We start from the raw sequence: 12,270 nt of genomic DNA, 5'->3' as shown, positions 1-12,270 counted from the left end.
TCCTCCTCTGATTTAAAGGAGGGAAACCCCTCCCTGGTTTTCGACACATGTTACTTTTTTAGCGTTGATTGTTGCACTCATCAACATCACTCCTCTCGATTCGATTCCTTTATAGAATATCATATCAATCAATGTTTCTGGTAGCGCTTCCCTCAAAGTCAGACCTTCTCTCCGCCTTAAGCCCGAGAGCAAATACGGTCCAAAGAGCGTCGTACGAACAGAAGGACTTCCGTATTATAAAGGTATCAACACAAGGGAGGCTTCCTCATGAAGCAATCGAAAGGAAAACAATTGGTGATGATTCTTGCCGGACTCGCATTACTCGCCGTTGTCATCGGAACATTACCACATATGATCGGACTTGGTTTAGGGGCATTACTTGCGTTCTATTCGATCAGTAAGTTCATGCAATCGAACAAATGGCCAGCGAAACTCGGTTTCGGATTTCTAGCAGCCATCGGAATCGGACTTGCCCTCTCAAACATCTGGGCAGTCATCGGAATCGCAGCAGCCATCGCATTGTACGTCGGTTACATGCGTATGAAACTACAGCGTGTCAATGTTCAAGATCTCTTTAACCGCCGCCGTACATCAACAACACATTTTGAAGCTGACTGGAAAGACTTAGACGAAAAACGATTCTAAATTTAAAGATAATACCCATACTGTTTACCACTTTCAAGGAGGAATTTTTCATGAAAAACGTGTTTGATCAACTCAACGATTTTGCGACACAAATGATGACAGAAGTCAAAAAAGCCGCTGAACAGGGCGAAGTACCTGCTAAAAAGCTCGTTCGTCATATTCGATCTACAGAAGCTGATTTAAAAGAGATCGATCGACTACTTGAGCGTCAACGGACACTATTGCTGGAACTGACTCAAAAGCAGGAAGAAGCGAAGGATTTAGCCGATAAACGCTTCAAACAAGTTGAAATCGCAAACGAAGCCGGTGAACAGCAACTCGCCGAACGTGCTGCCATCGAATCGAAACATTACGGAGAGCAATACCGGTTCTTCGAAGAACTCGTCGCTGAAACGAAACGTGAGTTAAATGAGCTTGAACGTGAAGCCCTCGAATTGAAGTTGAAGCTCGAAGACCTACAGAACAAACGGTACGAATGGATGATGCGCGAAAACGTTTCGAACTTAAAAAACAAGATGAACCAGGTGCTAGATCGCGAACCAAATGCTACTATAAAAGAAGAAGCACATCCGTTCACGGCGGAAGAACCTGAAGCAAAACAACCAGCCGTTGATGAAGATGATATCGATGCGCGTATCGCTGAACTCGAACGCCGCATTCACCAATAAGCAGTTCATGACGAAGGAGGCGTATGCCTCCCTTTGTCATGTTAGAAAGGAGATTGATCGTGCGACGATTAAGTACGAAACAACTGGTCGGTTACGTATCGATCCTGTTCGCCCTTGGTCTATTCTATGACCTATTATCCGGTGCAGGAAATGTATTGTTCGGTGTCTTATTCCCTTTCCTGCTGTATTACGTCGGGATTCATTTCCGGCGGCGCAATCATGAAAAACTAGCGATCCTCTTTTATATCGTCGGTACGATCATTCTTGCTGGCGTCGTCCTCAGTTCGGCTGCCATCGGTTTTGTCATTGCCGGAATTTTGCTCTATCTTGGGATCATTCTTGTGACACGGCATTCTGTCCGTGAATTTTTGTTTTCACGGATTGCCCCCCATCAATATGAAGAGGAAGGCATCAAGATTCAACCAGCTTACTCCTTCTCAACCCAGGCCGATGCACCGTATGTCTTACAGGACTTAAGTGAACAGTTCATCGTCAAGGATTTAGAAATCGATTTGACGCATGCCTATGTCCCGGAAGGTGAAACATTGATCGTCGTCAGTGGCGTCGTCGGGGACGTCCGGATTCTTTTACCGTCCGGTTATGATTATACGCTCGACACGTCGATCGGCTTCGGAAGCGTCAAGACGGACATCCGCCGTATTCCGACCTTCTTCAATCGACGCATTCAATTCCGAGCACCAGAATATGGTGACGCGACGCGGAAGGTTCGTATTCATGTCATGCTCGGTATTGGCAACGTGGAGGTGTCTTCGATATGAAACGTGATCAATTTCCGCTTGGTGTCATCGCTCTGCAAGTCATGACGGGCTTTTTGACAGCCGTCATGACGACGTTGTTATTCTTAAGTACACGCCAAGTCGATTGGCATGTTCTGTTCGTCCGTCAGCAAGACTTTCCTGTCCTTTTACTCGTCATCGGACTCTCATTACTACTGCCGCTTGCTATCGGTAGCATGCATTATTTTTTCTTGCGTCGTGACTTCAAGCGTGTCACGACTGCCATCATCGAACTGGAGCAAGGAAAAGATGTCACAATTGTTCCCGGTCCCTATTTTCATACGTTGACACGCCTGTCACGAATTGGAAAACGTATTGACGAGCAAGTCGAGACCGTTCAAAAGATCAGCACGCGTCCGCAGCACGTCGAACAGGTACGAATTCAAGCTGTCACCGAAGAACGCAAGCGACTCGCACGTGATTTACACGACTCCGTTTCACAACAACTTTATGCCATCTCGATGATGACGACAGCAGCCAAACAGACGATTTTGTCTCAACCTGAAGCTGCTGCCAAACAAATCGAAATGGTCGAGACGATGGCACAAACGGCACAGTCTGAAATGCGTTCGCTCTTACTTCAACTTCGCCCCGTCGAACTCGAAGGGATGACGTTACAACAAGGACTTTCTCAACTGCTCGAAGAATTATCTAGAAAGCAGTCCACACAATTGAGTTGGAAGTTAGAAGAGATGTCACTCCCACGACAAATCGAAAACGAGTTGTTCCGGATCGTTCAAGAAGGATTAACGAATGCCTTACGTCACGCGAAAGCGTCCCATATGGATATCGAGCTCCGAGAATTCAACGAAACAATTATCCTGAGCATGAATGATGATGGTGTTGGATTTGTTGTTGATGAAAAAAAACTTGCCTCTTATGGCATCAATTCGATGCGAGAACGAACGGCTGAGATGGGTGGAACGATTCGTCTCGTCAGTGTTCCTGGGCAAGGAACCCAAATCGAAGTAAAACTTAGAAAAGATCGGATGGTGCAAGTATGATACGCGTATTATTAGTAGATGACCACGAGATGGTCCGGGCCGGTGTGTCTGCTTTCCTTTCCACACAACCAGACATCGAGGTCGTCGCTGAAGCTTCGGAAGGTCAAGCGGGAGCCTTGCTGGCGCTCGAACACCGACCGGATGTCATCTTGATGGATTTAGTGATGGAGCCAGTTGATGGCGTCGAAGGAACCCGGTTGATCCGCAAAGACTGGCCGGAAGCAAAAATTCTCGTCGTGACGAGTTTTCTTGATGACGAGAAAGTCTATCCTGTCATTGAAGCGGGTGCGATGAGTTACGTTTTAAAGACAGCTAGCGCCTTTGACATCGCAGAAGCGATTCGCAAGACAGCAAACGGTCAATCTGTCATGGCAGCACAAGTGACCGGTAAAATGATGGAACGTCTTCGTCGTCCTACGACACACTTACATGATGATTTAACGGAACGTGAGCAGGAAGTTCTTCAATTGATGGCTCGTGGTATGGCGAACCAAGAGATTGCGGACGAATTATTCATTTCCTTAAAAACCGTCAAAACACATGTCTCGAACATCTTATCAAAACTAGATGTCGTAGACCGTACACAAGCTGTCGTCTATGCCTTCAAGCATAATCTCGTCAAATAAGATTTAGCCCTTCATTACTTATTCTTTAAGCGCATGCCAAAAACCCCGAATCGTCTCTTAGTCAGAGACCGTTCGGGGTTTTGATGTTGTACGAAACGATTACCAAAGCTTCCATCCCGGAGCGCCTGGAGGGGCGTTTTCAATCATATGCCAAATCGGTACTGTGTACGCAAACGCAATCAAAGCGAACGTTACAAAAATCCATAGCTTCCAATTTTCAAAGAAGAGTGGCGTTGCCATCGCCTCTTCTTCCGTTTCAGCAATCGGAAATTCTTCCGTTCCTTTTGGTGTACGAAATGCAAGTTGGAACATCGCATACAAGAACAATAGAATCGAGATGAATAAAATCGTCCCACCAATTGCCATGGCGACATGATATGGAATCCAGTCAGCGACGATCGAATCTTTGAAGTAGGCGGCAGGACCCGTCCGTCGTGGATTACCGAGTAGACCTGAGATATGCATTGCTGTCGACATGAAGAGCATTCCGATCGTCCAGGCAGCCGTTTGAATAAGCCCAAGACGATTCATTGCCGCTGTTAACGTTCGACCACGTAAGAGCGGGACAAGCCAATAGGCTGTTCCGAAGAACGTCAGTGCCACAGCGGCACCGACCGTGATATGAAAGTGTCCCGTAACCCACAATGTGTTGTGAACGATGATGTTTAGTTGATGGGATGCGTTGATGACACCACCTGCACCTGCAGGAATGAAGAACAACATCCCGATGAACGGTGCAAGGAACCGGACATCGCGATACGGCATTTTTTTCACCCAACCAAATACCCCGGTCGCCCCTTTCCGACGACCCGCCAACTCAAAAGTCGCAAACATCGAGAAGGCTGTCATCAATGATGGAATGATGACGAGGAACGTCAAAACGACTTGGACATACTTCCAAAAAGCAGAAATCCCCGGCTCTAACAATTGATGGTGAAAACCAACCGGGAACGAAAAGAGGAGGAACAATAAAAATGACATACGTGCTAACGCGTCAGAAAAAACCTTTCCACCAACGATTTTCGGGATGACTGTATACCAGACGATGTAGGCAGGTAACAACCAGAAATAGACGAGTGGATGACCAAAGTACCAAAATAGCGTCCGGGATAGCTCGATTCCGACCTTATCCGTCCAACCAAGGGATAAGGGAAGGAGCTGAAAGAGAATCGTCGCTGCTACTCCGAGTGTCGCAACCACCCATAATAAGGCAGTCATAATACTCATGTATGCTTGAAGTGGTGGATGAACGCCAGGGTGTTCCCGTTTATAATCAGCATACATACGGAACATGGCACCAGAAGCAATCCACGTTCCGACGACGAAGATGACGAGTCCAATATAAAATACTGGATGTGCCTTGAGTGGTGCATAGAATGTATAGAGGACGGAAGCTTCTCCTGCAAGTACCATCCATGTGACGAGGATGACACCAAGGATCATGAACCAGAATCCAACCCACCCGAGACGTCGAGGAAAGTCTTCGAACCGTCCAAAGGATTGACCTAAAAATGAAAACAGTAATCCAAATATGAATAATGTCGTAAAGACGATCGCAAGCATTAACCCGTGGGCAGTGAGAAGCTCATAGTAGCCGACTCCAGCAATTTCTGGAATGACACCTGTCCGCACCATCGTTTGCAACAATCCACATAAACCACCAATCAATAAGGCAACGAGTGAAAAACTAACATGTGCGAAAGCGAGCTTCGCTTCCTTAATTCCGATGACGGTAGCAGGCAGACCACGCTCCATCTCGAACTGTCTTAATTTTTTTGAAATGGCATTCATCTTATTCCACCACCTTGATTTTGGTTGCCATCATATGATGACCCGATCCACAGTATTCATTACAGACGACCAAATACTCGCCAGCTTCCTTGAATGTATATTCAATGGAATTGATATGACCAGGAACGACCATCATATTGACATTCGTCTTGACAATTTCAAAGCCATGGACGACATCTTTTGATGTCACCAAAAAATCAACCGTTGCCCCTTTGGGAATGACCATATCTTTTGGTGTGAATTGGAACGCTTGTGCGACGATGATCGCTTCGTATCGGTCGTCATCGATTTTTTTTAGTCCTGGCTTGTCGAATGGTTTCGTTTGATCAACTTTCGTCGGATCAATCAATGTTGCATCGGATGGCGGTTGATTTCCGGATGCAAAAGCGGATACGCCGATGATGGTTAAAAAGACGCCAAGCATCACTGCTCCAAAAATCAGCCAGATTTTTTCTAGACGATGAATATGCATTGTGACTCCCCCTTACCGTGATAAGAATAATAGAAAGATTGAGCTCCACATCCCAATGATGATACCTGCTACGATCAGGACGGCAATAAATGTTCCTTTGAGGTTTGATTCTGATTTTTGGTCCATGGTGATTACTCCTCTCCTGCTTTGAACTTGTCTTTATTGTAAGAATTCAGCAAGTTTGAAAACTGTGATATATATCACTTCAAATGTGAAGAATCCGCACTTTTCTTTCTAAAAACACACAGAAAGTTCACATCTGAACAAGAGAAGGAGGCACGACTCATCTACAAAAAAAACAATCCATACACGAGACAGAAAATTCTGCTTCACGTTTGAATTGTTTGTACACTATCTATTAAATTCGACAAACACCTGCTGGGCATCCTTCACAATGACACAGATCACGCAGATATTGTGCATCATGAATGATGATTTCTTTTGGCGTCATCGAAATGACACCTTCTTTTTTCCACTGGGAGAACATCCGGTTGACCGTTTCACGCGGTGCGCCAATCAATTGACCAAACTCCCCATCGGATGGACGTTTTGCAAGACGGTAGGTTTCTCCTACTTGTTCCCCTTCCATCGCGATGAGACGAAGTAACGTCGAAGCTAACGCGCCCGGTTTTCCGAACAATAGCAAGTCGCGCAATTTAGTCTCCGTCTGTTTCCGCATCAATGCTTGCCACCGCATGATCTCAAGCGCAAAAGTACCATCCTTTCTCATGAGTTCCTCTAATTTTTCTTTTGTGAGGAAACCGATGATACTATCCTCCATCGTCTCGATACTGTATGAACTCGGAAAAGCTTCTCCTACATCAAATTCACCAAATAGATCCCCTTTGAAATATAAGAACATGAGTAATGGACTGCCTTTTTTCGTCAACTTCGATAGTTTGACGCCTCCTTGTTTCACATAAAACAACTTGTCGTTCATTTCCCCTTCCCAACAGACGATGGAATCCTTTTTGAACGTCGTTTCCGTCATGAAGCTTTCTAGTAACGTTCTTGTCTCAGGTGATAAGATGAACGTATTCGCTTCAGTCGTTCCACAAGTCAGCATATCCATTTCTCCTCTCCTTTTCTTCTGCTTTTAGTATAGAACATCACAGTTCAAAAGAATGGATTTTCAAAAGATTGTCAAACTTTGTTCAATGTTTCACATTAATTTTAAAAAAGTATCTGACGACCGCTTTCTAAAACTAAAGCAATCGTCAGATATAGTATCACATACCTGTTCCGTAATAATGATGAACGATTCGTTCAACTGCTTGACCTGGTGGGTGATCATACCAACTTGTTTGGAATTCCTGCATGTGCTGACGGCACTCTTCAAGTATCGCGTCAGACACGATCCACTCCATCAATTGCGCCATCTGCTCCGTCTGTCGCACCGGTAATGGTTTCGGATACTGATCGACAAGTCCTGGTAGTTGTCGATATGTGTCGATGTCCGGTGTGTATAAGAACGTTGGAATCTCAAGAAGACAGCTTTCAAATGGAATCGACGAATAGTCGGTCACCAGAACATCCGTGATGAGCAAATAATCATTAATCTGATACGTGTCATCCACAAGATGTATGTGGGCGGAACGATAGGTCGAAAGCGCTCGGATCGTCGGATGTAACTTAACAAGAATCGTCCATCCCGCTTGAGCAAGTCGTTCGAACTGTTGAATCGTGTGATCTTCCGTTCCTTTATATTCGCGGTAAGTCGGGGCATACAATAGAATCCGGCGGTCGGGTTTTACATAACGTTCTTTTAAATCAAGTGCCCGATGTTCCCGCTGAACCTCATCATACCAATAATCTGTCCGCGGCATGCCGAACGGTTTAAAATGAGATCGTTTTAAATCATGCGGTGCCATGAATTGTGTCGCACAACGCATCCCCGGCACGATGAAATCACCATATTCCTGATAGACACGTCGAAAACGATTTCGTACCCGTTCTGATACGAACAGACTTTTGGAGGAGGTCAGTCCAAACTGCTTTAATGTTCCTGCCGCATGCCATAGCTGGATACGTCGTGTTCCTCGTCGCGTTGTTGCGACACTAAATTCTGCGACATAATTATCGACGAAGACCGTCCGGGAGGTCGCAAGCAAATATGCCAACCGAACGAATCGTAAACGACGAAAGCGAAGAGTCCGATCTGACTTCCACAGATCCGGCTGCTTCATGAAATGATGATCGTATACCAGATACCGTTTCTCATTTGGCAATTCCTGCGCCAAGCGATCATTAACAGGTTTTGCGTTATCCCCATATGTCATCCAAAATAAAGTGACGGGTCGAAGCGGTAACCACCGAAAGACACCATAACAAATACGAAACAACAATAAATAGACCCATACGATTCCTTCTCTAACCACTTTCATCCTGCCCTTCTACGAAGAAAGACCGCACGTCGTCGTGTGGTCTCCTCTTCAATCACTTCGAAGCTAATTCCGTTTTAATCTGACTCGTAGAAATACCCTCAGTTCGGCTAAGGTAAACGACCTCACAATGCTCTTTTAAGAAATCAAACTCGCCTTTCCAATCATCACCCATGACGAAGAGGTCGACGTTATGCTTCTTCACATCTTCTACTTTTTGATCCCAGCTGTTTTCCGGAATGACTTCATCCACATAACGGATAGCTTCAAGAATCATCTTCCGATTCTCGAAATTATGGTAGGACTGCTTATGTTTCAAACGATTGAATTCGTCCGTTGAAATCGCAACGATAAGATAATCTCCCATTGCTTTTGCGCGTTTTAAGATGTTGATATGACCCCAGTGTAATAAATCAAATGTTCCGTACGTAATAACCTTCTTCATGATTCTGCTCTCCCTTTTATCCGTGAATTCTCTTTATGATCGTCTTCATCGCCCGTTCTGAAGCCTGTCCATCATCCCATTGACAATACGTCTCTTGGAACGCTCGAAATGCTGACGCATACCGTTTGTGCCAATCATCTAACTGGTTCAGCTCTTCAAACAGTGCTGTTTCAGTCGACAACAATGGTCCCGGTGCCTCCTGCTCAAAATCGAAGTAAAACCCACGCAACTGATCTCGATAATGTTCTAAATCATACGTATAGAATAAAATCGGACGAGATAAGTGCGCAAAATCAAACATGACAGAAGAATAATCCGTGATCAAGGCGTCCGATGCCAGATAGAGCTCCGCGATATCCGGGTAGTCCGATGTATTTCGAACGGATGGATAAGCAGTGACGTCGAGACGACTTCCGACTAAATAGTGCATTCGGACAAGCAGAACGTATTCATCCCCAAATCGCTTTTCAAATTCATTTAGCGAAAAAGGCAACTCAAATGAATATTTCCCTTGACCTTCGAATGCATTATCTCGCCAAGTTGGTGCATACAACAAGACTTTTTTTGAATGATCAATATCATAGTGGCGATATACTGCTTCTTTGATTTTAGCATGTCGCGCCTCTTGATAAAATATATCATTTCGAGGATACCCAATTTCTAGCATCTCACCTTCAAATGCAAATGCCCGTCTAAATATTGAACTGGAATAGGCATTGGGTGAAACTAAGCTAGACCATTTTGCTGCTTCCTGCTTAAATCCTTGTTTATATCGTTCGGTTGTCGTGTTCGCCATTTGGACATCATCCATATCAAGCGCTAGTTTCTTGAGCGGTGTGCCATGCCAAGTTTGGAGATAAAACGTTTTTTCCGGTTTGATCAACCAACCCGGTAACCGACTGTTTGATACCCAGACCCGTGACGTCGCAAGTAAATAAATCCAGCGAAACGTCAATCGATCTACTGTCTTAACATTTGGTGGAAATGCAACACCTCGTTGCTTGCTGAAAATCAACTCACACTCCGGATGCATCGCGCGCATCAATTCGTAAATGGCACGCGGACTGTCACTGTATTGTTTTCCGAGAAAACTCTCGAAAAGAATTCGCTTACGTTTTTGTGGCAACCATGTAAAGACTCTCATGACGGTACGAAGACCGCGTTCAATCAAGCCTGTTCGTTTCATCCACTGTTTTACTTGATCTTTCAAGTGAAGAGCTCCTTCTTAAGTCAATTAATCACAGCTCATCATAACAAAAAGCGCATCCATTTGGAATTGCTATTTGTTCGCATGTAGCGGAACGGTAAATCAAATGCCGTCGTATTTTTGACGATTCCTTTCCGATGACTGAACGTCTCGAAACTATATTTGCCATGATATCCACCCATTCCACTCGCTCCGACTCCTCCAAATGGTAAGTGGTGCTGTGCGACATGCATCAATGTGTCATTGACGCATCCACCACCGAACGAAATTCGCTCAAGGACGCGATGCTCGATGGCTTTATTCTCTGTGAATAGATAAAGCGCAAGCGGCTTATCACGATCGTTGACGAATGTAATAACTTCTTCGATTTCACGGTATGTTAACACCGGTAGGATCGGTCCGAAGATTTCGTCTTGCATCAATGGAGCATCCGTTGCTACACCAGTCATGACGGTCGGCGCCATCTTGCGTGTTTCCGGATCCACTTGTCCACCGAATTCGATCGTTCCTTGGGTTAAATAATTGCTTAAACGATTCAAATGATCGTCTGATACGATTTTAACGTATGAAGAGACGCCTACGCCGTTTCCGTACTGTTTGAAGGCTTCTTCTTCTATCAGTTGTAAGAAGCGTTCTTTGACGTCTTCATGAATCAATACATAATCCGGAGCGATACATGTCTGTCCCGCATTCAACCATTTTCCCCATGCGATCCGCTTCGCTGCTAGACGAAGGTCTGCATCCTTGTGCACGATCGTCGGAGATTTTCCACCTAGTTCAAGCGTGACTGGCGTCAGGTGCTTCGCCGCAGCCTGATGTACGATTTTTCCGACGCGTGTGGAACCTGTAAAGAAGATATAGTCAAAACGCTCGTTTAATAAGGCACTGCTGACTTCAGCATCCCCTTCTATGACGATTCCGAATCGTTCATGGAATGCCGTTTCAAAGATTTCTCGTAATACGCGAGAGACATTCGGTGTCAACTCGGATGGTTTAAGGACGACCGTATTCCCGGCTGCAATCGCACCAATGACAGGAGCAAGTGCGAGCTGGAAGGGATAGTTCCACGGTGCAATCACAAGCACATTGCCATAAGGTTCGTATTGGATTTCACTTTTCGATCCGATATGCAGAAGCGGTGTTGCGACACGTTTTGGTCTTGCCAGTCGACGGAGTTGTCTCTCCATCCGTTGAATCTCTCCGTAAACGAATCCGATTTCCGTCGTGAACGCATCATGCTGTCCTTTATTGAGATCTTGTTTTAATGCCTCATAAATCGCCGCTTCATGTGTTTCGATTGCTTGGCGTAAGAACGTTAACATACTTAAGCGGAAGGCTAGACTGCGTGTTGCCCCTGTCCGGAAAAAGTGCCGTTGTATTTGCAAGCGTTCTGAAAGAACTGTCTCTGTCATCGTTGTTTCCATCCGAGAATCTCTCCTTTGACTGGTCTATAACACTGCCTTCATCTTACCATATCTCTTTTTCGATATGAAAAAAGACGGAGAGGATTCTCCGTCTTGCTCTTTATAATTGAATCGCTGTCTCGAGCGCGACTTTCATCATGTCGTTGAATGTCGTTTGACGCTCTTCCGATGTCGTTTCTTCACCTGTCAACAGATGATCCGAAATCGTCAAAATCGTCAATGCATTTACCTTATGTTTCGCAGCGAGCGTATACAGTCCTGCTGCTTCCATCTCGATTGCGAGGCATCCGAAATCTGCCCATTTTTTGAAATGATGAAAATCATCTTGATAGAACTGATCCGTCGTGAAGATTTGACCGACTTTTGCATCGATGCCTTGTTCTTTTGCGGCTGTATAGGCTTTATGCAATAGATCAAAAGACGCTGTCGGTGCGTAGTCTAATCCGTTAAAACGAGCGCGGTTTTGTGCCATGTCATGTGAAGCACTCATTGCGATAACGACATCGCGGACTTTAACGTCTGGAGTAATGCCACCAGCAGTACCGACACGAATCAAGTTTTTCGCACCATACGACTGAACGAGTTCGTTCGCATAGATTGACATCGATGGTACACCCATACCTGTTCCTTGAACAGAAACTTTTTTACCCTTATAAGTACCTGTAAAACCATACATTCCTCGAACTTCATTGTAGAGAACAACATCCTCTAAAAACGTTTCGGCGATGTATTTAGCCCGTAACGGATCTCCTGGAAGTAAGACCGTTTCGGCGATTTGTCCTTCAGCTGCGTTAATGTGTACACTCATGT

The 12,270-nt window shown here is 45.1% G+C and carries 14 protein-coding genes; 5 read left to right on the top strand and 9 right to left on the bottom strand.

Going from position 1 to position 12,270, the window contains the following annotated elements:
• Positions 1–267: 267 nt before the first annotated feature.
• From HZS85_RS13355 to HZS85_RS13335, 5 genes are read left to right on the top strand one after another with little or no spacing between them, the layout of a single operon-like run.
• Positions 268–645: a lmo0954 family membrane protein gene (locus HZS85_RS13355; protein ID WP_023467260.1), complete on the top strand. Its 378-nt coding sequence runs from the start codon at positions 268–270 to the stop codon at positions 643–645.
• 50 nt (positions 646–695) lie between these two features.
• Positions 696–1,313: a PspA/IM30 family protein gene (locus HZS85_RS13350; protein ID WP_023467259.1), complete on the top strand. Its 618-nt coding sequence runs from the start codon at positions 696–698 to the stop codon at positions 1,311–1,313.
• Positions 1,314–1,372: 59 nt separating this feature from the next.
• The gene (gene liaF / locus HZS85_RS13345) at positions 1,373–2,092 is read left to right on the top strand and encodes a cell wall-active antibiotics response protein LiaF (RefSeq protein ID WP_214856469.1); all 720 of its coding nucleotides are present in this window, start codon (positions 1,373–1,375) and stop codon (positions 2,090–2,092) included.
• On the top strand, positions 2,089–3,114 hold the full coding sequence (locus HZS85_RS13340) for a sensor histidine kinase (RefSeq protein ID WP_056063588.1): 1,026 nt from the start codon (positions 2,089–2,091) through the stop codon (positions 3,112–3,114). The genes liaF and HZS85_RS13340 overlap by 4 nt, the downstream gene beginning before the upstream one ends.
• Entirely contained in the window at positions 3,111–3,740 is a 630-nt protein-coding gene (locus HZS85_RS13335) for a LuxR C-terminal-related transcriptional regulator (protein ID WP_214856468.1), read from the top strand. Before HZS85_RS13340 ends, HZS85_RS13335 begins: the two co-directional genes overlap by 4 nt.
• 99 nt (positions 3,741–3,839) lie before the next feature.
• On the opposite strand, the gene HZS85_RS13330 is transcribed toward HZS85_RS13335, so the two are convergent.
• The 9 genes from HZS85_RS13330 to deoD form a co-directional block, all read right to left on the bottom strand.
• A complete protein-coding gene (locus HZS85_RS13330) occupies positions 3,840–5,531 on the bottom strand; it encodes a b(o/a)3-type cytochrome-c oxidase subunit 1 (protein WP_251137987.1) in 1,692 nt (563 codons plus the stop codon).
• Between the two features lies 1 nt (position 5,532).
• Complete coding sequence (locus HZS85_RS13325; RefSeq protein WP_035412613.1) at positions 5,533–6,003, bottom strand: cytochrome c oxidase subunit II; 471 nt, start codon at positions 6,001–6,003, stop codon at positions 5,533–5,535.
• A 12-nt stretch (positions 6,004–6,015) separates the two neighbouring features.
• Positions 6,016–6,129 carry a cytochrome C oxidase subunit II gene (locus HZS85_RS13320; RefSeq protein ID WP_155960209.1) on the bottom strand — a complete coding sequence of 38 codons (114 nt, stop codon included), beginning with the start codon at positions 6,127–6,129 and terminating at the stop codon, positions 6,016–6,018.
• A 232-nt stretch (positions 6,130–6,361) separates the two neighbouring features.
• Positions 6,362–7,069, bottom strand: a complete 708-nt coding sequence (locus HZS85_RS13315; RefSeq protein ID WP_214856467.1) for a Crp/Fnr family transcriptional regulator — start codon at positions 7,067–7,069, stop codon at positions 6,362–6,364.
• 163 nt (positions 7,070–7,232) lie between these two features.
• On the bottom strand, positions 7,233–8,387 hold the full coding sequence (locus HZS85_RS13310; protein WP_214856466.1) for a CDP-glycerol glycerophosphotransferase family protein: 1,155 nt from the start codon (positions 8,385–8,387) through the stop codon (positions 7,233–7,235).
• Positions 8,388–8,439: 52 nt separating this feature from the next.
• A complete protein-coding gene (tagD, locus tag HZS85_RS13305) occupies positions 8,440–8,829 on the bottom strand; it encodes a glycerol-3-phosphate cytidylyltransferase (RefSeq protein ID WP_035412608.1) in 390 nt (129 codons plus the stop codon).
• Between the two features lie 16 nt (positions 8,830–8,845).
• Positions 8,846–10,015, bottom strand: coding sequence for a CDP-glycerol glycerophosphotransferase family protein (locus tag HZS85_RS13300; protein WP_214856523.1), 1,170 nt, complete (start codon positions 10,013–10,015; stop codon positions 8,846–8,848).
• Between the two features lie 62 nt (positions 10,016–10,077).
• On the bottom strand, positions 10,078–11,460 hold the full coding sequence (locus tag HZS85_RS13295; RefSeq protein WP_214856465.1) for an aldehyde dehydrogenase: 1,383 nt from the start codon (positions 11,458–11,460) through the stop codon (positions 10,078–10,080).
• 100 nt (positions 11,461–11,560) lie between these two features.
• A complete protein-coding gene (gene deoD / locus HZS85_RS13290; RefSeq protein WP_035412602.1) occupies positions 11,561–12,268 on the bottom strand; it encodes a purine-nucleoside phosphorylase in 708 nt (235 codons plus the stop codon).
• Between the last annotated feature and the right edge of the window lie 2 nt (positions 12,269–12,270).

Source organism: Exiguobacterium sp. s130 (assembly GCF_018619055.1).
Taxonomy (GTDB): Bacteria; Bacillota; Bacilli; order Exiguobacteriales; family Exiguobacteriaceae; genus Exiguobacterium_A.
The sequence above is the reverse complement of the archived record's forward strand: the minus strand, read 5'-3'. Positions and strand labels throughout refer to the sequence as shown.